This window comes from Geodermatophilus sp. CPCC 206100 (assembly GCF_048569675.1).
Lineage (GTDB): Bacteria > Actinomycetota > Actinomycetes > Mycobacteriales > Geodermatophilaceae > Geodermatophilus.
Genome location: NZ_JAQISV010000043.1, coordinates 35,734 through 56,692 on the forward strand (window position 1 = coordinate 35,734; position 20,959 = coordinate 56,692).

At 74.9% G+C, this 20,959-nt stretch carries 24 protein-coding genes and 1 riboswitch; of the genes, 11 read left to right on the plus strand and 13 right to left on the minus strand.

The features are described 5' to 3' along the window. Positions 1–2: 2 nt before the first annotated feature. From PGN05_RS19070 to metX, 4 genes are all read left to right on the plus strand, one after another. Complete coding sequence (locus PGN05_RS19070; RefSeq protein ID WP_419754146.1) at positions 3–965, plus strand: amino acid ABC transporter permease; 963 nt, start codon at positions 3–5, stop codon at positions 963–965. Between the two features lie 17 nt (positions 966–982). Then, entirely contained in the window at positions 983–1,735 is a 753-nt protein-coding gene (locus PGN05_RS19075) for an amino acid ABC transporter ATP-binding protein (protein ID WP_419754175.1), read from the plus strand. 45 nt (positions 1,736–1,780) lie between these two features. After that, positions 1,781–1,896: riboswitch (SAM riboswitch) on the plus strand. A 44-nt stretch (positions 1,897–1,940) separates the two neighbouring features. Beyond that, positions 1,941–3,233: a bifunctional o-acetylhomoserine/o-acetylserine sulfhydrylase gene (locus tag PGN05_RS19080; RefSeq protein WP_419754147.1), complete on the plus strand. Its 1,293-nt coding sequence runs from the start codon at positions 1,941–1,943 to the stop codon at positions 3,231–3,233. A gap of 2 nt (positions 3,234–3,235) precedes the next feature. Next, entirely contained in the window at positions 3,236–4,351 is a 1,116-nt protein-coding gene (gene metX, locus PGN05_RS19085) for a homoserine O-acetyltransferase MetX (RefSeq protein WP_419754148.1), read from the plus strand. Positions 4,352–4,354: 3 nt separating this feature from the next. On the opposite strand, the gene PGN05_RS19090 is transcribed toward metX, so the two are convergent. Continuing rightward, positions 4,355–4,933 carry a gamma carbonic anhydrase family protein gene (locus PGN05_RS19090; protein WP_419754149.1) on the minus strand — a complete coding sequence of 193 codons (579 nt, stop codon included), beginning with the start codon at positions 4,931–4,933 and terminating at the stop codon, positions 4,355–4,357. A gap of 63 nt (positions 4,934–4,996) precedes the next feature. On the opposite strand from PGN05_RS19090, the gene PGN05_RS19095 reads away from it, so the two are divergent. Next, positions 4,997–6,031, plus strand: coding sequence for a uroporphyrinogen decarboxylase family protein (locus tag PGN05_RS19095; protein ID WP_419754150.1), 1,035 nt, complete (start codon positions 4,997–4,999; stop codon positions 6,029–6,031). Here PGN05_RS19095 and PGN05_RS19100 read toward each other — a convergent pair. The 4 genes from PGN05_RS19100 to gdhA all read right to left on the minus strand — a co-directional run bounded on the left by PGN05_RS19100 (position 6,028) and on the right by gdhA (position 8,396). Then, complete coding sequence (locus PGN05_RS19100) at positions 6,028–6,336, minus strand: hypothetical protein (protein ID WP_419754151.1); 309 nt, start codon at positions 6,334–6,336, stop codon at positions 6,028–6,030. The two genes, PGN05_RS19095 and PGN05_RS19100, sit on opposite strands and share 4 nt — an antisense overlap. A 4-nt stretch (positions 6,337–6,340) precedes the next feature. Then, entirely contained in the window at positions 6,341–6,544 is a 204-nt protein-coding gene (locus PGN05_RS19105; protein ID WP_419754152.1) for a helix-turn-helix transcriptional regulator, read from the minus strand. A gap of 8 nt (positions 6,545–6,552) precedes the next feature. After that, entirely contained in the window at positions 6,553–6,936 is a 384-nt protein-coding gene (locus PGN05_RS19110; protein ID WP_419754153.1) for a hypothetical protein, read from the minus strand. A gap of 110 nt (positions 6,937–7,046) precedes the next feature. After that, the gene (gdhA, locus tag PGN05_RS19115) at positions 7,047–8,396 is read right to left on the minus strand and encodes an NADP-specific glutamate dehydrogenase (protein ID WP_419754154.1); all 1,350 of its coding nucleotides are present in this window, start codon (positions 8,394–8,396) and stop codon (positions 7,047–7,049) included. A 93-nt stretch (positions 8,397–8,489) separates the two neighbouring features. Here gdhA and PGN05_RS19120 point away from each other — a divergent pair, with 93 nt between their 5' ends. Further along, positions 8,490–9,068: a YdeI/OmpD-associated family protein gene (locus PGN05_RS19120; RefSeq protein WP_419754155.1), complete on the plus strand. Its 579-nt coding sequence runs from the start codon at positions 8,490–8,492 to the stop codon at positions 9,066–9,068. A 15-nt stretch (positions 9,069–9,083) separates the two neighbouring features. Here PGN05_RS19120 and PGN05_RS19125 read toward each other — a convergent pair whose 3' ends face one another. The 5 genes from PGN05_RS19125 to PGN05_RS19145 form a co-directional block, all read right to left on the minus strand. Continuing rightward, positions 9,084–10,145 carry a C40 family peptidase gene (locus PGN05_RS19125; RefSeq protein ID WP_419754156.1) on the minus strand — a complete coding sequence of 354 codons (1,062 nt, stop codon included), beginning with the start codon at positions 10,143–10,145 and terminating at the stop codon, positions 9,084–9,086. A 234-nt stretch (positions 10,146–10,379) separates the two neighbouring features. Then, positions 10,380–10,868, minus strand: coding sequence for a hypothetical protein (locus PGN05_RS19130; RefSeq protein ID WP_419754157.1), 489 nt, complete (start codon positions 10,866–10,868; stop codon positions 10,380–10,382). Positions 10,869–10,964: 96 nt separating this feature from the next. Next, entirely contained in the window at positions 10,965–11,267 is a 303-nt protein-coding gene (locus PGN05_RS19135; RefSeq protein WP_419754158.1) for a hypothetical protein, read from the minus strand. A 294-nt stretch (positions 11,268–11,561) separates the two neighbouring features. Beyond that, positions 11,562–12,950, minus strand: coding sequence for a metallopeptidase TldD-related protein (locus PGN05_RS19140; protein WP_419754159.1), 1,389 nt, complete (start codon positions 12,948–12,950; stop codon positions 11,562–11,564). Beyond that, a complete protein-coding gene (locus tag PGN05_RS19145) occupies positions 12,947–14,461 on the minus strand; it encodes a TldD/PmbA family protein (RefSeq protein WP_419754160.1) in 1,515 nt (504 codons plus the stop codon). Before PGN05_RS19145 ends, PGN05_RS19140 begins: the two co-directional genes overlap by 4 nt. 226 nt (positions 14,462–14,687) lie before the next feature. Between PGN05_RS19145 and PGN05_RS19150 the strand changes: the two genes are divergently transcribed. Beyond that, the gene (locus PGN05_RS19150) at positions 14,688–15,503 is read left to right on the plus strand and encodes an MBL fold metallo-hydrolase (protein WP_419754161.1); all 816 of its coding nucleotides are present in this window, start codon (positions 14,688–14,690) and stop codon (positions 15,501–15,503) included. Here the strand turns inward: PGN05_RS19150 and PGN05_RS19155 are convergent. Then, positions 15,405–16,139, minus strand: a complete 735-nt coding sequence (locus tag PGN05_RS19155; RefSeq protein WP_419754162.1) for a TetR/AcrR family transcriptional regulator — start codon at positions 16,137–16,139, stop codon at positions 15,405–15,407. The genes PGN05_RS19150 and PGN05_RS19155 overlap by 99 nt on opposite strands. A 40-nt stretch (positions 16,140–16,179) precedes the next feature. On the opposite strand from PGN05_RS19155, the gene PGN05_RS19160 reads away from it, so the two are divergent. Continuing rightward, positions 16,180–16,611, plus strand: a complete 432-nt coding sequence (locus PGN05_RS19160; RefSeq protein WP_419754163.1) for a RidA family protein — start codon at positions 16,180–16,182, stop codon at positions 16,609–16,611. Between the two features lie 7 nt (positions 16,612–16,618). Here PGN05_RS19160 and PGN05_RS19165 read toward each other — a convergent pair whose 3' ends face one another. Next, positions 16,619–17,917, minus strand: coding sequence for an amidohydrolase family protein (locus PGN05_RS19165; RefSeq protein WP_419754164.1), 1,299 nt, complete (start codon positions 17,915–17,917; stop codon positions 16,619–16,621). Between the two features lie 51 nt (positions 17,918–17,968). Between PGN05_RS19165 and PGN05_RS19170 the strand changes: the two genes are divergently transcribed. The 3 genes from PGN05_RS19170 to PGN05_RS19180 are packed head-to-tail and all read left to right on the plus strand — an operon-like array spanning position 17,969 to position 19,928. Beyond that, entirely contained in the window at positions 17,969–18,640 is a 672-nt protein-coding gene (locus tag PGN05_RS19170; protein ID WP_419754165.1) for a DedA family protein, read from the plus strand. Beyond that, entirely contained in the window at positions 18,637–19,308 is a 672-nt protein-coding gene (locus PGN05_RS19175; RefSeq protein WP_419754166.1) for an HAD-IA family hydrolase, read from the plus strand. Before PGN05_RS19170 ends, PGN05_RS19175 begins: the two co-directional genes overlap by 4 nt. Further along, positions 19,305–19,928, plus strand: a complete 624-nt coding sequence (locus PGN05_RS19180) for an alpha/beta family hydrolase (RefSeq protein ID WP_419754167.1) — start codon at positions 19,305–19,307, stop codon at positions 19,926–19,928. The genes PGN05_RS19175 and PGN05_RS19180 overlap by 4 nt, the downstream gene beginning before the upstream one ends. 37 nt (positions 19,929–19,965) lie before the next feature. Here the strand turns inward: PGN05_RS19180 and PGN05_RS19185 are convergent, their stop codons facing one another. Next, complete coding sequence (locus tag PGN05_RS19185) at positions 19,966–20,889, minus strand: SRPBCC family protein (protein WP_419754168.1); 924 nt, start codon at positions 20,887–20,889, stop codon at positions 19,966–19,968. Positions 20,890–20,959: the final 70 nt, after the last annotated feature.

Here is a 20,959-nt window from a genome sequence, read left to right on the forward strand (position 1 = left end):
CCATGGCCGCCGAGGCCCCTGACACCACCCGGCCGGCACCGCCCGAGCACATCGCGGCGGTGCCGGTCCGGCACCCGGGACGGTGGATCGCCACCGCCGTCATCGCGGTGCTGGTCGCGATGTTCGTCCACATGCTGGTCACCAACCCGGTGTTCCAGTGGGACTTCATGCTCGACAACATGTTCAGCGCGCCGGTGCTCCGCGGAGCCCGGACGACGCTGCTCATGACCGTCCTCGCCATGGCGCTGGGGGTGCTGCTCGGCATCGTCCTCGCCGTCATGCGGCTGTCGCCGAACCCGGTGGTGTCCGGCGCCGCGTGGACCTACATCTGGTTCTTCCGCGCCATCCCGCGCATCGTCCTGCTGTTCTTCGTCGCCAACCTCGGCGCGCTCTACGGCACCTACGAGTTCGGCATCCCGTTCGACCAGCAGATCATGGGCTGGCTGGGGCTCTCCGGGGACATGCGCTTCCTCGGCCTCGACGGCAACCAGATCTTCGCCGGCTTCACCGCGGGGCTGCTCGGCCTGGTGCTCTCCGAGGGCGCCTACATGGCCGAGATCGTGCGGGCCGGCATCCAGTCGGTCGACCCGGGCCAGGTGGAGGCGGCCAGCGCCCTGGGCATGAGCCGCGGCAAGGCCATGCGCCGGATCGTGCTGCCCCAGGCCATGCGGGTGATCATCCCGCCGACCGGCAACGAGACCATCGCGATGCTCAAGGACACCTCGCTGCTGATCGCCGTCCCGGTGAGCACGGAGCTCAACTTCCAACTGCGCGCCATCGGCAGCCGCACCTTCCAGATCATCCCGATGGCCGTGGCCTCGATCCTCTGGTACCTGGCCCTGGCCAGCCTGCTGATGATCGGCCAGCACTTCCTGGAGAAGCGGTTCAGCCGGGGCTTCGGCAGCCGGGAGACCCGCGCGCAGCGGGCCGCCCGCGAGGCCCGCGAGGTGGGGAGCTCGAAGTGAGCAGCGCGGTGCAGCCCATGGTGCGGGCCGAGGGGGTCTGCAAGTCCTTCGGGCACGTGGAGGTGCTCAAGGGGATCGACCTGGAGGTCGCGCCCGGCGAGGTGGTGTGCGTGATCGGCCCCTCCGGGTCGGGCAAGTCGACCTTCCTGCGCTGCATCAACCACCTGGAGAAGGTCACCGCCGGGCGGCTGTGGGTGAACGGGCACCTGGTCGGCTACCGCGAGCGGGGCGGCAAGCTGCACGAGCTGCGCGACAAGGAGGTCGCCGCGCAGCGCCGAGACATCGGCATGGTCTTCCAGCGGTTCAACCTCTTCCCGCACAGGACCGCGCTGGAGAACGTCATCGAGGCGCCCACCCAGGTGAAGGGCCAGCGCAAGGAGGAGGCCCGCCGGCGGGGGGTCGAGCTGCTCGGGCGCGTCGGGCTGGGCGACCGCGTGCACAACTACCCGAACCAACTCTCCGGCGGCCAGCAGCAGCGCGTCGCCATCGCCCGGGCGCTGGCCATGGAGCCGCAGCTCATGCTGTTCGACGAGCCGACCTCGGCGCTGGACCCGGAGCTGGTCGGCGAGGTCCTCGACGTCATGCGCGGGCTGGCCGAGTCCGGGATGACGATGGTGGTCGTCACGCACGAGATGGGGTTCGCCCGGGAGGTCGGCGACTCCCTCGTGTTCATGGACGACGGCGTGGTGGTGGAGGCCGGCCACCCGCGCGAGGTGCTCGGCAACCCGCAGCACGCCCGCACCCGGGCCTTCCTCTCGAAGGTCCTCTGAACCGGTGTTCCACGGGGGACGTCGGCCTGCCTAGGATCACGCCTGGCTCACGAGAGGCAGTGCAAAGCACCTGGCTGGCTGCCCGGCAACCTCGACTCCGTCCGAGGTGCTCCAGGGGAAGAGCCGGCTGGCCGGCGTCCGCCGTCCGGCAAGGACGGAGCTCCTCGCGCGCCGCGGGGTCTCCCGATCGAGAGGAGACCGGCGCATGACCGACCCCCAGAGCTGGAGCTTCGAGACCCGGCAGATCCACGCCGGCACGAGCCCCGACCCGACCACCGGGGCCCGTGCCCTGCCGATCTACGCCACCACCGCCTACCAGTTCCGCGACGCCCAGCACGCCGCGGACCTGTTCGCGCTGGCCGAGATGGGCAACATCTACACCCGGATCATGAACCCGACGCAGGACGCGCTGGAGCAGCGCGTGGCGTCGCTCGAGGGCGGCGTGGCGGCGCTGGCGGTGTCGAGCGGGCAGTCGGCCACGACCCTCGCGCTGCTCAACGTCGCCGAGTCCGGCGACCACGTCGTCGCCTCCGCCTCCCTCTACGGCGGCACCTACAACCTGCTGCACCACTCGCTGCCCAAGCTCGGGGTGTCCGTCTCCTTCGTCGAGGACCCCGACGACCCGGAGAACTGGCAGTCGCTGGTCCGGGAGAACACCAAGGCCTTCTTCGCCGAGACGATCGGCAACCCCAAGGGCGACGTCCTCGACATCAGCGCGGTGTCGGAGGTGGCGCACCGCAACGGCGTCCCGCTCATCGTCGACAACACGATCGCCACCCCGTACCTCATCCGGCCGATCGAGTTCGGCGCGGACGTCGTCGTGCACTCGGCGACCAAGTACCTGGGCGGGCACGGCACCGTGATCGCCGGGCTGATCGTGGACGCCGGCAACTTCACCTGGACCGGCGGGAAGTTCCCCGGCTTCACCGAGCCCGACCCGACCTACCACGGCGTCGTCTACGCCGACCTCGGCGCACCCGCCTACGCCCTCAAGGCCCGCGTGCAGCTGCTGCGCGACCTCGGCCCGGCGATCTCCCCGTTCAACGCCTTCCTCGTCGTCCAGGGCATCGAGACGCTGTCGCTGCGCATGGAGCGGCACGTGGCCAACACCCTGCGGGTCGCGGAGTTCCTCGAGGCCCACGACTCGGTGGACCGGGTCAACTACCCCGGCCTGGCCTCGTCGCCGTGGCACGCGGCGCAGCAGAAGTACGCCCCGCGGGGCGCCGGCGCCGTCCTCACCTTCGAGCTGCACGGCGGGGTGGAGGCCGGCAAGCGCTTCGTCGACGCGCTGGAGCTGCACAGCCACGTGGCCAACATCGGCGACGTGCGCAGCCTGGTCATCCACCCGGCGTCGACCACGCACTCGCAGCTGACCCCCGAGGAGCAGCTCACCACCGGGGTCACCCCGGGCCTGGTCCGGCTGGCGGTCGGCCTCGAGGGCATCGACGACATCCTCGCCGACCTGGAGGCCGGCTTCCGCGCAGCGAAGGGCGCCTGACCGTGGGCGGGGCCCGGGTCGCCCCCTGGGCCCCGCCCCGGCCCGGCGGCTGGCGTGAGGGGGATCCGGTCGGCGACCGGCGGTTCCTCGACCTGCCCGGGCCGTTCGGGCTCGAGCTGGGCGGGTCGCTGCCGGCCGTGCGGGTCGCCTACGAGACCTGGGGGACGCCGGCGCCCGGCGGCGGCAACGCCGTCCTCGTCGAGCACGCGCTCACCGGCGACAGCCACGTCACCGGCCCCGCCGGGCCCGGGCACCCGACGCCGGGCTGGTGGGCGGGGCTGGTCGGGCCGGGGGCGCCGCTGGACACCGACCGGCTGTTCGTCGTCTGCGCCAACGTGCTCGGCGGCTGCCAGGGCACGACCGGCCCGTCCTCGGCCGCTCCGGACGGCGCCGCGTGGGGGTCCCGCTTCCCCGCCGTCACGGTGGGCGACCAGGTGCGGGTGGAGGCGGCCCTGGCCGACGCCCTCGGCGTCGGCCGGTGGACGGCGGTGCTCGGCGGCTCGATGGGCGGCATGCGCGCGCTGGAGTGGGCGGTCGCCCTGCCCGAGCGGGTCGAGGCGCTGTTCTTCCTCGCCTCGGGCGCCGCGGCCACCGCCGACCAGATCGGCACGCAGACCACCCAGCAGGCCGCCGTCCGCACCGACCCGGCGTGGGCCGGCGGGGACTACCTGCCCGGCCCCGGGCCGGTGGGCGGGCTCGGGGTGGCCCGCCGGATCGCGCACCTGACCTACCGCAGCGCCGACGAGCTGCAGCAGCGCTTCGGCACCGCCGTGCAGGGCGACGGCCGGTTCGCCGTGGCCTCCTACCTCGACCACCACGCCGACAAGCTGGCCGGCCGCTTCGACGCCGGCAGCTACGTCGTCCTGACCGAGGCCATGAACACCTGGGACGTCGGCCGCGGCCGCGGCGGCACCCCGGCGGCGCTGGCCCGGGTGACCGCGCGGGCGGTGGTGGCCGGGGTGGACAGCGACCGGCTCTACCCGCTGGCCCTGCAGCACCAGGTGGCCGACGCGCTCGGCGTCCCGCTGCGGGTGATCCCCTCGCCGTACGGCCACGACGGCTTCCTCATCGAGCTCGACGCCGTCGGCGCCCTGGTCCGCGAGCTCCTCGCTGACTGAGACTCAGTCCATGGCGTCGCCGGGGGTCAGCCCGGCCGGCGGCAGCGGCTGGCGGACGACCGGCCGGACCCGGCGGGCCGCGGGCAGCCGCTCGGTGTAGCTGGCCGCGTTGCCGCGGATGTGCGCCAGGTCGTCCTCGGTGGCCTGGCGGATCACCTTGGCGGGGATGCCCGCGACCAGCGACCCCGGCGGCACCTCGGTGCCCTGGGTGACCACCGCGCCCGCGGCGACGATCGACCCGGAGCCGATGTGGGCGCCGTTCATCACGACGCTGCCCATCCCCACCAGCACGTCGTCGTCCACGAGGGCGCCGTGCAGCACCACGTTGTGCCCCACGGTCACCCCGCGGCCGATGACCAGGGGGGACCCGGGGTCGGAGTGCAGGGTGCAGCCGTCCTGGATGTTCGAGCCCTCGCCGATCTCGATCACCTCGTGGTCGGCCCGGGCGACCGCGCCGTACCAGATGCTCGACCGTGGCCCCATGGTCACGGCGCCGACGACCACGGCCGTCGGCGCGACGAAGGCGTCCTCGTCGATCTTGGGGGCGCCGAAGTCCAGCTGCGCGATGTAGTTCTCCGCCACGCCGGTCAGCACAGCACAGGAGGGCCGTGCGCGCACCGGTCGAGCGCACGGCAGGATCAGCGCATGGCCCTGACGCTCCCGCCCCTGCCCACCTCGGTCGTCGGGAGCCTCCCGCAGCCCGGCTGGCTCCTCGACCACGACAAGCTCGCCCACCAGACGCCGCCGCGGGTGCGCGCGCGCGAGCTGTGGCGGGTGGCGCCGGAGCTGCTCGAGGAGGCCCAGGACGACGCCACCCGGCTCGCCGTCCGGTCCCAGGAGACCGCGGGGCTCGACATCGTCACCGACGGCGAGCAGCGCCGGGAGTCCTACTCCAACCACTTCGCCACCGCGCTGGAGGGCGTGGACGTCGACCAGCCGGGGTCGGTCATCAACCGCTCCGGCAAGCCGATCCCGGTGCCGCGCGTGGTGGGCGAGATCCGCCGTCCGCAGCCGGTGCAGGCGCGCGACGTCCGCTTCCTGCGGGCGGTCAGCGACCGCACCGTGAAGATCACCGTGCCGGGGCCGTTCACGATGGCGCAGCAGTCGCAGGACGAGCACTACGGCGACGGGCGGGCGCTGGCGATGGCCTACGCCGAGGTGGTGCGGGCCGAGATCGCCGACCTGTTCGCCGCCGGCGCCGACATCGTGCAGATCGACGAGCCGTGGCTGCAGGCGCGCCCCGAGGTGGCCCGCCAGTACGGCGCGGAGGCGGTGACGCGGGCCGTCGAGGGCGCGGCGGGGCCGGTGCACCTGCACCTGTGCTTCGGCTACGCGGCGATGGTCTCCGAGCGCCCCGAGGGCTACTCGTTCCTGCCGGAGCTGGCCGACACCCCGGTCGACACCGTGTCGGTGGAGACCGCCCAGTCGCACCTGGACCCGGCGCAGCTGCGCCCGCTGCGGGGCAAGGGCATCGCGCTCGGCGTGCTCGACCTGTCCACCCCCGAGGTGGAGACGCCCGAGGTGATCGCCGACCGGGTGCGCCGCGCGCTGGACGACGTCGACGTCGAGCGGCTGGTGCTCTCCAGCGACTGCGGGCTCAAGTACCTGCCCCGGGAGTCGGCCGCCGGCAAGATGCGCGCGCTGGCCCAGGCCGCCGAGGTGCTGCGCGGCGAGGTCTAGGCCGGCTCGCCCCACTCGGCGAGGAACGCCTCGGCGTCCATCGAGTCCAGCTGCTCGCGGACGAAGCGCAGCAGGTCACCGGGCAGCACCGGGTCCGCGGCCGGCACCCGCAGCGCCTCGGCGCCGTCGGCGCGCCGTCGCACCACGACGTCGCTCACCGTCGGCGCCGGGAGCAGGCCGCTGACCAGCTCGGAGAGGAAGGCACCGGCCACCCGCAGCGTCCGCTGCACGCGGCCGCCCGGATGGGGCTCGAGGTCGGCGACGTACAGCTCCGCCGCCCGGACGTCGTCTCGCTGGGCACTCACGGGCTCAGCTTGCCCCATCGGCGGGGCTGAAGACGTCCTCGATGCGGCAGTCGAAGAGCGCGGCGATGCGGAAGGCCAGCGGCAGGCTGGGGTCGAACCGGCCCTTCTCCAGCGAGATCACCGTCTGCCGGGAGACGCCGAGCTCCTCGGCCAGGCGCCCCTGCGACCAGCCGCGGGTCGCCCGCCGCTCGGCCAGGTCGTTGCGCACGGCCGGGGTCAGGCGTCCCGCCGGCGCAGCACGGCCAGGCGGGTGCCGACGTCGGCCAGGGCCAGGACGAGCAGCAGGGCCAGCGCCGTCGTCGCGTCCACCTCGAGGCCGGTGACGGCCAGCGCCGCCGTCCCCACGCCGGCGACGGTCACCACGTCGACGAAGGCGGCCGACGCGCTGCGGTGCCACCACTGGTGCTCGACGGTCTCCTCCGGCCGGGCGACCGGCTCGGGACCGGCGCTCCCGGAGAGCAGGAGCAGCCAGGCCAGGCCGTAGCCCGGACCCACGGTGGCGGCCGCGAAGACCACGACGCGGGTCCAGAACCGGCCGTCCTCCCCGAGTGCGCCGGCGAGCAGGCCGATCGCGGCCGCGACCAGCAGCCCCAGGAGCACCGCGGCGACGTGACGCCCGGCACCGGCCGACCGCGTGCTGACAAGTGAGCTTGACACAGCGGCAGTCCACCAGCGACCGCCGCTCCTGTCAAGGACGCTTGACCCCGGGGTCACACCAGGCCGTGCGCGTGCACCGCCTCCGCCACCTCGAGGAAGCCCGCGACGTTCGCGCCGAGGACCAGGTCACCGGGCGAGCCGTACTCCGCGGCCGTGGCGGAGCAGCGGGCGTGGATGTCTCGCATGATCTCCTCCAGCCGGGCCTCGGTGTGCTCGAAGGTCCAGCGGTCGCGCGAGGCGTTCTGCTGCATCTCCAGCGCCGAGGTGGCCACCCCGCCGGCGTTGGCCGCCTTCCCCGGCGCGAAGGCGATGCCGGCCCTGCGGAACACCCGGACCGCGTCCGGCGTGGCCGGCATGTTGGCCCCCTCGACGACGTACCGGCAGCCGTTGCGGGCCAGGACCTCGGCCGCGTCGCCGTCCAGCTCGTTCTGCGTCGCGCTGGGCATCGCGACGTCGCACGGGACGTCCCAGATGCTGCCGTCGGGCACGAAGCTCGCCGAGGCCACCCGGTCGGCGTAGTCGGCGACCCGGCCCCGCTCGACCTCCTTGACCTGCTTGAGCACCTCGAGGTCGATGCCCTTCTCGTCGACGACGTAGCCGCTGGAGTCCGAGCAGGCGACGGCGGTGCCACCGAGCTGGTGCACCTTCTCCACGCCGTAGACGGCGACGTTCCCCGAGCCGCTGACGGTGACCCGCTTGCCGTCGAAGGACTCCCCCGCCGCCTCCATCATCGCCTCGGCGAAGAACGCGGCCCCGTAGCCAGTGGCCTCCGTCCGCACCAGCGCGCCGCCCCAGCCCAGCCCCTTGCCGGTGATCACACCGGACTCGTAGCGGTTGGTGATCCGCTTGTACTGGCCGAACAGGTAGCCGATCTCGCGGGCCCCGACGCCGATGTCGCCGGCCGGCACGTCGGTGTACTCGCCCAGGTGCCGGTACAGCTCGGTCATGAAGGACTGGCAGAAGCGCATGATCTCCGCGTCGGACCGGCCCTTGGGGTCGAAGTCGGAGCCACCCTTGCCGCCGCCGATGGGCATGCCGGTCAGCGCGTTCTTGAACACCTGCTCGAAGCCGAGGAACTTGACGATCCCCAGGTTCACCGAGGGGTGGAAGCGCAGGCCGCCCTTGTAGGGGCCCAGGGCGGAGTTGAACTCCACCCGGAAGCCGCGGTTGATGTGCACCTCGCCGCGGTCGTCCTGCCACGGGACCCGGAAGATGACCTGCCGCTCCGGCTCGCAGATGCGCTGGATGGTCTTCATCTCGGTGTACTCGCTGTGCCGGTCCAGCACGACGGCCAGCGACTCGAGCACCTCCTGCACCGCCTGGAGGAACTCGGTCTCGCCGCGGTTGCGCCGCAGCACCTCGTCGTAGATGCCCTGCACCGATGCAGGAACCTCGCCGTTCACCCTGGACCTCCTCGGGTCGCCGTCCGCCCGGCACGCTACGGCCGCGTGCACCCGGCCTGGACGCCGGGCCCCAGGCCGGGGACGATGCCCGCCGTGACGCTCCCGACCGACCTGCCGGTGCTGGCGTTCCCCGACCAGGCGGCCCTGGAGGAGTGGCTGGAGGCCGAGCACGGCTCCGCGCCGGGCCTGTACGTGAAGCTGGCCAAGAAGGACGCGGGGGTGCCGTCGGTGACCTACGCCGAGCTCGTGGAGTCGGCGCTGTGCTTCGGCTGGATCGACGGCCGCTCCAACCGGCTGGACGAGCGGTTCTACCTGCAGCGGATCACCCCGCGCCGGCCGCGCAGCATCTGGTCGCAGAAGAACGTGGCGGCGGTCGAGGCGCTCACCGCCGCCGGCCGGATGCGGCCCGCCGGGCTGGCCGCGGTCGAGGCGGCCCGGGCCGACGGGCGCTGGGAGCGGGCCTACGCGGGGCCGGCGACGGCGACCGTCCCCGACGACCTCGCCGCCGCGCTGGCCGCCAGCCCGGCGGCCCAGGAGCAGTTCGCGTCGCTGGACGGGCGCAACCGCTACGCCGTCCTCCACCGGGTCACCACGGCGGCCACGCCCGCCACCCGCGCGCGGCGGATCGCGGCGCTGGTGCAGCTGCTCGCCGAGGGCGGCCGGCTCCACTGAGGGAGGAGGCCCGCCCTACTGGCCGAGGACGCGGCGGGCGCCGGCGTAGTCGCCCTGGTCGACGCTGGTCACCGCGACCGGCTGACCGAAGGTGCGGGCGTGCACCATCTTGCCGTCGCCGACGTAGATGCCCACGTGGTAGACGGGGGAGCCGAAGAAGACCAGGTCACCGGGCTGGAGGGCGCTGCGGTCGACGGCCACGCCCATCCGGGACTGCGCCCGGCTCGAGTGCGGCAGCGCCACGCCGGCCGCGGCGTAGGCGAAGCTCGTGAGCCCCGAGCAGTCGAAGCCGTCGGGTCCGGTCCCGCCCCAGACGTAGGCGTCGCCGATCTGGGCGAGCGCCTTCTCCAGCGCGGCCGCGACCTGGTCGCTGGGTGCCGCGGCGACGACGGCGGCGGTGGACGGCGCGGCGAGCGACGGGCCGGCCAGCCGGGTGGTGACGGCGGCCTGCTCGGCGGCGGTGAGCCGGTCGAAGTCGGCCTCGTAGGCCGCGACCCGGCTGCGCACCTCGGCCTGCTGGCGCTCCAGCTCGGCCAGCCCGGCGGTGGCCTGGGCGGCCGCGGCGTCGGCGGCGGTCCGGGCCTCCTGCGCCGTCCGCTCCGCGATCGAGACCTCGGCGAGCAGGCCCTCGGTGTGGCTGGCGATGAGGTCGAGGGTGGTCATCTGCTGGACGACGTCCTCGGCCGAGGAGCCGGTGAGGAAGGCCGCCATCCGGGACTGCGTGGTGTGGGCGCCCTGCGCGATGGCCGCCAGCTGCGGCGCGTAGGCGTCGAGGGCGGTCTGGGCCTGGTCGGCGGTCTGCGCGGCGACGGCCGCGAGCTGCTGCTGCTCGGCGACGGTCACCTGGGCGGCGTGGACCTGCTCGTCGAGCGCGGTCAGCTGCTGACCGGCCTCGGCGACGAGCCGGGAGGCGTCGGCCGCGGTAGCCGGCGGTGCGGGGGCCGGCGGGGCGGCGGGGGCCGGCGGGGTGGTCGGCGCGGCGGTGGCGGTCGCGGGGCTGAGCACCACGGCGACGGCGGCCGCGACCGCCAGCGTGGCGCCGGACCAGCGTCGGCTCGTCGTCCCGTTGCGCTGCATGGTCGGCCTCCCCTCGCCGCGCCCCGCTCCCCGTCCGGGCGGTGTTCCCTAGCGCGTCAGCACGCACGGTAGGGACGCCGTCTCGAGGGGTACGCGAGGACGCGCGGAGCCGACGGCGGTCCGGGGCCCTCATCCGTCCCACGGGCCCCAGCGGGCGTCAGGAGTCCCGCGGGGCGCGGGAACGGTCGGACGGGTGGGGTACGCGAGGGACGCCGGGCGGTCGGGGCCGGCGGGTCAGCGGCGGCGAGGGGGCGCGGACCCGGACGGCGTGCGGTCCGCCGCCAGCGGGACGAGCCGGTCGGCCACGGCACCGGTGACGAACGAGTAGACGGCCTTGCCGCCGAGGTCGACGACCTGGTCCGTGCGGGACCACGTCCAGGGCGGGGCGCCGACGCCGGTCGCGTTCTCCAGGGTCTGGTCGGTGGCCAGCCGGACGGAGGTGTGCCAGGCGGAGGCGCGCCAGCCGCGCAGCCCGCTGGCGGCCCACACGCCGCGGAGGGCGCCGACGAGCGCACCGGTCCCCCAGTGCATGAGGTGGTTGCGCACCAGCGGGTGGGCCGCCCCGGGCAGCCGGCGGCGGGTGGTCAGGGCGGTGAGCGTGCGCCCGGGCACGTAGGAGTCCGGGCGGTGGGTCACCGACTGCTCGACCTTCTCGGCCAGCGTCATCGCGGCGGTGCCGGCGAGTCCGGCCACGGCACCGCGGAGGGCAGCTCGTCCCAGCATGGGACCGGCCCTACCCAGGCGGACAGCCCCGGCAACCGGAGGCGGCGGCTCCGTGCAGGCCCCCCGCCGCGAGCCCACGAGCGGTGGGGTCCTCCTTCAGCCGGCGAGGGGCTCCTGGGCGTCGAGGTGGGCGACCATCCCCAGGTCGCGGACGATGGCGCCGAGCTCGTCGGCGGTCCACGGCTCGCAGCAGTCGCAGCCACCCTCGCGGTGGCTGACCAGGCCGAGCAGGCCCCGGGCCTGGTCCTCGGCGATCGCGAGGTGCCCGACGTCGGGGTGCCGGTGGCAGGTGCAGGCCGCGGCGCACAGCCCCAGGCCCCAGCCCGAGACGACGACGGCGTGCCCGTCGTCCCAGACCTGGCCGATCTGGAACACCGACGGCTTAGAGCTCCGGGTCACGGGACCTCCCCCTCACCGGCCCGCTGGCGCGCGGGCCCTCTGTGGCCGGGCGAGCGGTTCCGCCGGTCCACGTCTCAGTCGTTGTGCGGGGTGGTGCTGCTCAGGACCACGGTCCGTGCGGCCAACCCGGTAGCACTCACGGTATTGGCATGTTCGCGCACCGTCACGGTCACGATCCGACAACACTGTGACGGAACGGTTGGCACACGACCACTGACAGTCGTGCTGTGTCGGCGCGTCGGAGCACCGGCGCGCCGTCCGGCGGGCCGGGTGCCGTGCCCGCGCCTCGTCGGCTCAGCTCGCGGGGGAGACGCTGCTCATGTTGAAGTCCGGCACCCGCACCGGCGGCATGGCGGCCCGGGTGAACCAGTCGTTCCACTCGCGGGGCAGGGTGCGCTCGGTGCGGCCCACCTCGGTCATCCGGGTCAGCAGGTCGACCGGGGACTCGTTGAACCGGAAGTTGTTCACCGCGCCGACGACCTCGCCGCCCTCGACCAGGAACACGCCGTCGCGGGTCAGGCCGGTCAGCAGCAGCGTCTGCGGATCGACCTCCCGGATGTACCAGAGCGTGGTGAGCAGCAGGCCGCGGTCGGTGGCGGCCACCATCTCGTCCTGCGTCGCCGTCGCGCCGGGCAGCTCGAGGACGAGGTTGTCGACGGCCGCCGTGGCCGGCGCGGTGGTCTTCAGCGCCCAGGCCCGCGGCCGGATCAGGTTGGTGAGGACGCCGCCGGAGATCCAGTCGACCGCCGGGGTGGCCATGCCGTTGTCGAACACCGAGGCCGCGCCGGAGGAGCCGCTGACGACCGCGAAGGGGCTGGTCTCCAGGCCGGGCTCGAACGGGTCGCTGCGCAGGGTCAGCGGCAGCGCGGCCAGACGCTCGCCGATCCGGTTGCCCCCGCCGCGCTTGGCGTAGACGTTGCGGCCCTCGTCGGCGTCGCGGGCCTCCATCGTCCAGTAGGCGTAGATCATCAGGTCGCTGACGGTGGACGGCGGCAGCAGCGTCTCGTACCGCCCGGCGGGCAGCTCCACCCGGCGTCGGGACCAGCCGAGCTTGCGGGCCACCTCGCCGGCCAGCGCCTCCACCGAGACGTCGGCGAAGTCACGGGTGCCGGTGCCGGCCCACACCGAGCGCCCCATGTCGGAGCTCTTCCCGTTGAGCTCGACCCGCCCGGTGGGCTGGTCGTGCCGCAGCCGCAGGCCGGTCGAGGTGCCCAGGTAGGTGGTCTCCATCGCGTGCTCGGCGTAGCCGAACAGCAGCTCGTCCCGGTTCCGGGCCTCGCCGAAGGCCTGCCCGAGGGCGGGCGCGAAGTCGGCGAAGACGCCGATCGAGGTCTCCGCGGGCTCGGCGTCCCAGTCCCCGGCGCCCGGCGGCGTCTCGGCGACCAGCGGCATGGCGTCCTTCGCGGGGCCGGCGTCGCGCGCGGCCTGCTCGCTGGCCGCGACCAGCTCCGCGACGTCCGGGCTGCCGGTGCGCGCCACGGTGCCGGCGGCCATCCCGGCGCCACCGTCGACGAAGGAGACGACCACGACCTGCCGGGAGCGCATGGCGCCGTTGGTGGTCAGGCTGTTGGACGCCCAGCGGAGGTTGGCCTCGGAGCTCTCGACGACGAAGGCGACCTGGCCGTCGGCGGACGAGGCCGCCAGCGCCTTCTCGACGACGTCCTGCGGGGTCGGGTAGGTCACCGGCCGGCCTCCTGCACGGTGTTGAGGATCGTCACGTTCTCGAACAGCGCGGTCGGGCAGCCGTGGCTCACCGGGGCGACCTGGCCGGGCTGGGCCTTGCCGCAGTTGAAGGCGCCCCCGAGCACGTGGGTCTGCGGGCCGCCCACGACCGCCATCGAGCCCCAGAAGTCCGTCGTCGTCGCCTGGTAGGCGACGTCCCGCAGCTGCCCGGCCAGCCGGCCGCTCTCGATCCGGTAGAAGCGCTGCCCGGTGAACTGGAAGTTGTAGCGCTGCATGTCGATCGACCAGCTCTTGTCGCCGACGACGTAGATGCCGCGCTCGACCCCGGCGATGACCTCCTCGGTCGAGGGGCCGTCGGGTGCGGGCTGCAGCGACACGTTGGCCATGCGCTGCACCGGCACGTGCCGCGGGGAGTCGGCGAACGCGCAGCCGTTGGAGCGCGCCATGCCGCCGAGGCGGGCGGTGTTGCGGTCGACCTGGTAGCCGACCAGCACGCCGTCGCGGACGATGTCCCACTGCTGGCCGGCCACGCCCTCGTCGTCCCAGCCGATGGAGGACAGCCCGTGGGCGGCGGTGCGGTCGCCGGTGACGTTCATCAGCGCCGAGCCGTACCGCAGCGAGCCGAGCTGGTCGACGGTGGCGAAGGAGGTGCCCGCGTAGGCCGCCTCGTAGCCCAGCGCCCGGTCCAGCTCGGTGGCGTGGCCGACCGACTCGTGGATGGTCAGCCACAGGTTCGACGGGTCGACGACGAGGTCGTACCGGCCGGCCTGGACCGTCGGGGCCTTGGTCTTCTCCCGCAGCAGCTCCGGGATCTCGGCCAGCTCGGCGCGCCAGTCCCAGCCGGTGCCGGTGAGGTACTCCCAGCCGCGGCCGGCCGGCGGGGCCAGGGTGCGCATGCTCTCGAAGGCGCCGGTGGCCCGGTCGACGGTGAGCGCGGTGACGTCGGGGTTGACCCGCACCCGCTGCTGCCTCGTGCGGGTGCCGGAGGTGTCGGCGTAGTACTTCTGCTCCTTGACCAGCATGCAGCTGGTCTGGACGTGCTCCACGCCGTCGGCGGCCAGCAGCCGCTCGGAGAACTCGGTGAGGAGACCGGTCTTCTCGGCGTCGGGGACCGTGAAGGGGTCCACGTCGTAGTCGGACACCCAGACCGCGTCGGCGTACACCGGCTCGGGGGCGAGCTCCACGCGGTCGCTGTTCACCGCCGCCGACACCTTGGCCACGGCGACCGCCTCCTCGGCCAGCCGGACCGCCTCGGCCGCGGTCAGGACGACGCCCGCCGCGAACCCCCAGGTGCCCTCGTGCACCACCCGGACCGCCAGGCCGAGGTCCTCGCCGTCGGCGAGCGCCTCCAGGCGGGCGTCGCGCAGGCTGATCGTCTGGGTGCGGATCCGCTCGACCCGCAGGTCGGCGTGCTCGCAGCCGAGGGCGATCGCGCGGGTGAGCGCCGCATCGGTCAGCGCGCCGAGCGGGAGGGCGAGGAAGGACGCGTCCACGTCGCGGGAGGCAGCCACGGCCCCTGTCTACCAGCCGGGTCCGACCCCCACTCCCCGTCGGTTTTCGCGACAACCGCCGTCCCCTCCCCGTCGGTTTTTGCGACAACCGCCGTGCCGCCCCCGTCGGTTCTCGCGACAACCGCCGTGCCGCGCCCCCGTCGGTTTTCGCGACAACCGCCGTGCCGCCCCCGTCGGTTTTCGCGGGAACCGGCGTTCCCGCCCGGGGAGACGGGTAGTCGCGGGCATGGTCTCTCCGCCGCCCCGGCCGGCCGACGACGTCACGCTCACCTTCGGCGGGAACGCCACCACCCTGCTGCGGATCGGCGGCTTCACGCTGCTCACCGATCCGAACTTCCTCCGCCGCGGGCAGCGCGCCTACCTCGGCAAGGGCCTGTGGACCAAGCGGCTGACCGACCCCGCGATCCTGCCCACCCAGCTGCCGGCGCTGGACGCGATCCTGCTGTCGCACCTGCACGCCGACCACTGGGACCGCATCGCCACCCGCACCCTGGACAAGGGCACGCCGGTCGTGACTACCCCGGCGGCGGCCGAGTCGCTGGGCCGGCGGGGGTTCCGCGAGACCCTCGACCTGCGCCCCTGGCAGCGGCACGAACTCACCCGGGACGGCGAGACGCTGCGGATCACCTCGGTGCCCGGCGTCCACGGCCCGGGACCGCTGGCGAGGGTCCTGCCGCCGGTGATGGGCAGCGTGCTCGAGCTGCTCCGGGGCGGGGAGGTCAGCTGGCGGGGCTACATCAGCGGCGACACGCTGTTCCGGCCGTGGCTCGGCGAGGTGCTGCAGCGCTGCGGCCCGCTCGACGTCGTCATCCCGCACCTGGGCGGCACCAAGGCGCTCGGGATCACCGTCACGATGGACGGCCGGCAGGGCGCCGACCTGGTCGAGCTGCTGAAGCCGCCGGTCACGGTGCCGGTGCACTACGACGACTACGACCGCTTCTCCTCACCGCTCGGCGACTTCGTCCGGGAGGTCGCCGAGCGGCGGGCGCCCGGGGAGATCCGCGCCGTCGTCCGTGGCGAGACGATCTCGCTGCGCGCCTGACCCCGGCCCTCCCGCGGACGACCGCCCCCCGGCGGCCCAGCCCGCCCGCACCGAGGCGGCGGCCCGCTCCGGGTCGTCACCGGCGGCGACGCACAGCGCGGTGACCATCGCGGGGGCGTGCGCGTCCAGCGCCTCGGCCGGGAGCGCCCCGGTGAGCACCAGCGTCGTCAGCCCGTGCCCGGCCACCCAGACCCGCGTCGCGACGGCCGCCGGGTCGCTGTCCGCGGCGAACCGCCCGCTGTCGCGGGCGCGGGCGGCACAGGCCACCAGCGTCCCGAAGGTGGCATCGGCAGCCGCCGGGTCCTCCAGGTCGGCCGCGGCGTCGAACATCGCGCGGTAGAGGGCCGGGCGGGCCAGGGCGTTGGCCACGTAGACCGCGCCCAGGGCCGCCAGGTCCTCGACCGCATCGTCGCCGGTCGCGACGGTCGTGAGCCGCGCGGCCAGCCGGGTGAAGCCCTCCTGGCGCACCGCCCGCCACAGCCCGGGCATCCCGCCGAAGTGCGTGTAGACGGCCATCGTCGACGCGCCGGTGCCCTCGACCAGCGCGCGCAGCGTCACCGGCTCCCGCCGCGCCAGCATCTCGGCCGCCCGCTCGACGAGCGCGGCGCGTACGGCAGGAGAGGCGGTCCGTGGCACTTGCCCAGAATGCCATAGCAGCGCTATACATAGCACTGTCATGCAACGGACGAAGGAGGACGAGATGAGCGTGGAGCTGATCGACCCGGCGGGCCTGCTGGCCCCGCAGATGTACCGGCACATGGCCGTGGCCTCGGGGAGCCGGACGGTCTACCTGGCCGGCCAGGTCGCCCGGGACGCCGAGGGCCGCCCGGTCGGGACGGGGGACCTCGCGGCGCAGGTCGAGCAGGCCTACCGGAACGTCGGCACCGCCCTCGCGGCGGTCGGGGCCACGTTCGACGACGTGGCCAAGCTGACGGTGTACGTCGTCGACTGGTCGCCCGAGAAGCTCGCCGACCTCGGCGCCGGCGTCACCCGGGCCGCCGCGGCGATCCAGGGCGACCCGGTGCGCCCGACCACCCTGCTCGGCGTCGCTGCCCTCGGCGAGCCGGACCTGCTGATCGAGGTCGAGGCGGTCGCCGTGCTCGACTGACCGGGGCTCAGGCCGCCGCGAGCCGCCGCGCGCGCTCGGCGACGTCGGCCCGCAGCGCCTCGGCGTCCACCGTGGTGCAGGCGCCGTCGCGCACGACCTGACGCCCGCCGACCCAGGTGTCGCGGACCAGGCGCGAGCTGCCCGACCACACCAGGTGGGTCAGCAGGTCGCTGGGGTCGATCACCGGCTCGAACAGCAGGTCGCGGGTGTCGACGTGGACGAGGTCGGCGCGGCGCCCGGCCGCCACCTGGCCCAGGTCGGGCCGGCCGATCGCGTCGGCGCCGCCGCCGGTGGCCAGCCAGAACGCCTCCGCGGCGGTCAGGGCGGTCGCCGACCCCTCGCGCAGCCGGGCCAGCTGGGCGGCCAGCCGGACGTCGGCCAGCAGGTCCAGCCCGTCGTTGGACGCCGGCCCGTCGGTGCCCAGACCGACGCGCAGCCCGGCGTCGAGCATGGCCCGGACCGGCGCGATCCCGCTGGCCAGCTTCGCGTTGCTGGCCGGGCAGTGGGCGACCGCGACGTCGTACTCGTGGAACAGCGCCAGGTCGCCGTCGTCGAGGTGCACGCCGTGCGCGGCCAGCACCCGGCCGCCCAGCACGTCGTGGGCGGCGAGCAGCGCCGGGACCGACAGCCCGTGCGTGGCCAGCAGGTCGGCGCCCTCTCCCCGCGTCTCGGCGACGTGCACGTGCAGCAGCAGCCCGTCCTCGCGGGCGGCCGCGGCCGCGTCGCGCAGCACCGGGAGGGGCAGCGTGTAGGCCGCGTGCGGTCCGATCCCGTACTCCACGGTGCCGTCCCCGGGCGCCCGGGCGGCCAGCGCGACGGCGTCGCGCAGCTGCTCGGCCAGCGGGGGCAGGCTCGGCAGCGGGATGAGCGGTGTGGCCACCACCGCCCGCGCGCCGGTCCGGCCGACCGCGGCGGCGATCCGCTCGGGGGCGAAGTACATCTCGACGCTCGTGGTCACGCCGCCGCGGAGCATCTCCGCCGAGGCCGCGGCCATCGCCACCTCGATGTCGTCGGGGGTGAGCCGGGCCTCCCGCGGCCAGATGACCTCGCGCAGCCAGCGCTCCAGCGGCCGCCCCTCGGCCTGGCCGCGGAGCAGCACCATCGGCGCGTGCGAGTGGGTGTTCACCAGCCCCGGCACCAGCAGCCCGGGGACCGCGGTGACCTCGGCGTCCCCGGCCGGCGGGGCGTCGGCGGCGGTGCCCACCCAGTCGATCCGGCCGTCGGTGACGTCGACCACCGCGTCGGGGACCACGGTGCCCACCCGGTCCCCCACGACCACGGCCCGGGCGGTGAAGCGCTGGCGCATGTCTGGGCAAGCTACCCGCGGGCCGCAGGGTCGGCGTTTACCGTGGGGCGCATGTCGTTCCTCGCCGCCGCCGCATCCGACGAAGGCGGGATCACCGGCTTCCTCCTCGACCTGGTCGAGAAGCTCGGGCCGATCGGCGTGGGGCTGAGCATCCTGCTCGAGACCGTGGTCCCGCCCATCCCGAGCGAGGCCGTGCTCGGAGCGGCGGGGGTGCTGATCAACGAGGGCCGCATGTCGATCGTCCCGGTGGTGCTCTTCGCCACGCTCGGGTCGGTGCTCGGCGCGATCTTCTTCTACTACGTCGGGCGGGCACTGGGCCCCCGCCGCTCGCACGCCTTCCTCGACCGGCTGCCGCTGGTGGAGACCGAGGACGTCGACCGGACCTTCGCCTGGTTCGAGCGGCACGGGCGCTCGGCGGTGTTCTTCGGCCGCATGGTGCCGATCGTGCGCAGCTTCATCTCGGTGCCCGCGGGCGTCGTCCGGATGCCGTTCGGCCAGTTCCTGCTGTTCACCACCGGCGGCAGCCTGATCTGGAACAGCGTGCTCATCGGCCTGGGCGTCGCGGCCGGCGACTTCGTGCGGGAGAACCTGAAGTACCTGGACTACGCGGTCGTCGCCGCCGTCGTCCTCGGTCTGGGCTGGCTGGTCTACAAGCGCGCCAAGGACGTCCGCCGGCACCGGCGCCAGCGGGCGGCCGGTCGCGACGCCGGCCCCGCCGCATGACCCTCGTCCGGCCCGAGGTCGTCGCCTTCGACGTCAACGAGACCCTGCTGGACCTGGCGCCCGTGCGGGCGCGCCTGGTCGAGCTCGACCAGCCGGCCGACCTGCTGTCCACCGTCTTCGCCCGCACGCTGCTCACCGGCTTCGCCACCGCGGCGGCCGGCACCTGGTGCCGCTTCCGGGACGCCTTCGACGCCGCGCTCGCCCAGGCCTGCGACCTCAGCCCCGCCGACCGCGCGCGCGTCGCCGACACCTTCCTCGAGCTGGTGCCGCACCCCGACGTCGAGCCCGCGCTGCGCCGGCTGACCGCAGCAGGCGTCCGGGTGGTCACGCTGACCCACGGCTCGCCCGGCGTCGCCGAGGCCGGGCTGGAGCGCGGCGGGGTGACCCCGCTGGTGCAGCGGTCGCTGTCCAGCGAGGTGATCCGCGCGTGGAAGCCGGCCCCGGCGGTCTACCTGTGGGCCGCCGGCGTCTGCGACGTCCCCCCGGAGCGCATGGCCCTGGTCGCGGCGCACGCCTGGGACGTGCACGGCGCCCTGCGGGCCGGCCTGTCCGGCGCCTGGTTCCCGCGCAGCGAGCGCGCCTACCCGGCGGTGTACGACCCGGCCGCGCTGGTCGCCGGCGACCTGGCCGGCGCGGTCGACGCGCTGCTGGCGCTGCCCACCGCGTGATCGAGCTGCTGCCCACCCCGCACGGCCCCGCCCGCGTCACCGCCACGGAGCCGCCGGACGGCGTGTCCGCGACGCTGGTGCTCGGGCACGGCGCGGGCGGGGGGATCGGGTCGGCGGACCTGGTCGCCGTGACGACGGCGGCGGCCGCGGCGGGCTGGCGAGTGCTGCGCGTCGAGCAGCCCTGGCGGGTGGCCGGCAGGCGGATCGCCCCGGCTCCGCCCCGGCTCGACGAGGGCTGGGCCGCGGTGCTCACCGGCCTGCGCGACGGCGGCCGGCTCACCGGACCCCTCGTGCTCGGCGGCCGCAGCGCCGGGGCGCGCGTGGCCTGCCGGACAGCGGCCGAGCAGCAGGCCGCGGCGGTGCTCTGCCTCGCCTTCCCCCTGTACCCGCCCGGCCGGCCGGAGCGCAGCCGGGCCGCGGAGCTGACCGCGGTCGGGGTGCCGCTGGTGGTGGTCCAGGGCGAGCGGGACGCCATGGGCCGCCCCGAGGAGCTGGCCGCGGTGCTCGCCGGCCAGGCGGGGGCCTCGCTCTACGGCGTCCCCGGCGACCACGCGCTCACGGCCAACCCCGACGTCGTGGCCGCCGCCGCGATGGACGGGCTGGGCGGGGTCGCCGGGTGACGTCCTGCGTCCCCCGGCGGCCCCGCCCAGCAGCAGCTCAGCGCCGGCGGCGCCGGAGCAGCCAGCTGACCAGCAGGACCAGGACCGCGACGCCCGCCGCCGGCTTGGCGTAACGGGCCATAGCCGCACCGCCGGCCACCTCGAGCAGGTCGATCGGCTCGGGCTCGGCCGGCGCGCTGGACCGCGCCGGGGTGCTGGCCGGCGTCGCGGCCGGGCCGGCCGGGGTGGTCGTGCCGGCCACGGCCGGGGTGGTCGCCGCGGCCGGGGTGGTCGCCGCGGCCGGGGTGGTCGCCGCGGCCGGGGTGGTCGCCGGGGCCGCCGTCCCGGCGGCGGGGCTCGACACCAAGTCCGTGGCCGTCGCGGCAGCCTTCTTCGCCGCGGCCGCCGTCGTGCGGGCGGTCGTGGCGATCGGGCCGTCCCCGGGGACCTGCTCGACGGAGGCGGCGACCTCCTCCGCGGCCCCGGCGGTGGTGGCAGCCACCTTCCCCGCCGGACCCGGCTCGGCCGCCTGCTGGTCGCCGGCACCGAGCTGGGCGGCGAGCTTGTCGGCGAACTGGCCGAGCAGCTTGTTGCCCACGTCGGTCATGACCCCGCGGCCGAACTGCGCCGGGCGGCCGGTGATGTTCAGGTCGGTGAGGACGTCGACCCGCGTGGTGTCGCCCTCGGCCTTCAGCTGGGCGGTGATGAGCGCGGACGCGGTGCCGTTGCCGCGCTGGTCCTTGCCGCGGCCGTCGATGACCGCCTTGTGCGCGGCCTCGTCCTTCTCGATGAACGAGGCCTTGCCCTGGTAGGTGAGGTTGATGGGGCCGAGCTTGACCTTCACCCGGCCGGTGAAGTCGTCGCCGGTGACCGAGTCCAGCGCCGCGCCGGGCATGCACGGCGCGATCCGCTCGATGTCCAGCAGCACCCGCCAGGCCTCGTCGATGGGCACGGGGACGGTGAACGAGTTCTCCAACTGCACGGTGCGACCTCCTGGGAGTGCGTGGCTCGGCCGGCCCACCCGAGGGGCGGACCGGCCGAGCTGGGACGGA